This window comes from Halomonas sp. SIMBA_159 (genome assembly GCF_046536035.1).
GTDB classification, from domain to species: domain Bacteria; phylum Pseudomonadota; class Gammaproteobacteria; order Pseudomonadales; family Halomonadaceae; genus Vreelandella; species Vreelandella venusta_A.
Genome location: NZ_JAWJBT010001350.1, coordinates 1 through 244, shown reverse-complemented (window position 1 = coordinate 244; position 244 = coordinate 1). Strand labels below are relative to the sequence as shown.

Genomic DNA, 244 nt, shown 5'->3' with positions numbered 1-244 from the left:
ACCCGGCGCCTTTTTTGCCGGCATTTTAATGATTGCAGCGCTGGGCTATACGATGAACATTATCGTGCTGTTCGCGCTTATTCTGGTAGCAGGTATGCTGGTAGACGGTGCTATTGTCGTCAGTGAACTGGCAGACCGGCATCTGGCAGAAGGACAAACACCAAAACAAGCCTGGGCCAACGCAGCCGGCCGTATGGCGTGGCCCATTATCGCGTCAACCGCCACTACGCTGGTGGTGTTTATG

General features: G+C 54.5%; 1 protein-coding gene. It reads left to right on the top strand.

Annotated elements, in window-relative coordinates:
• Positions 1-244 (top strand): efflux RND transporter permease subunit (locus R0J87_RS23660; protein WP_498889442.1); only part of this gene is annotated, 244 nt, incomplete at both ends.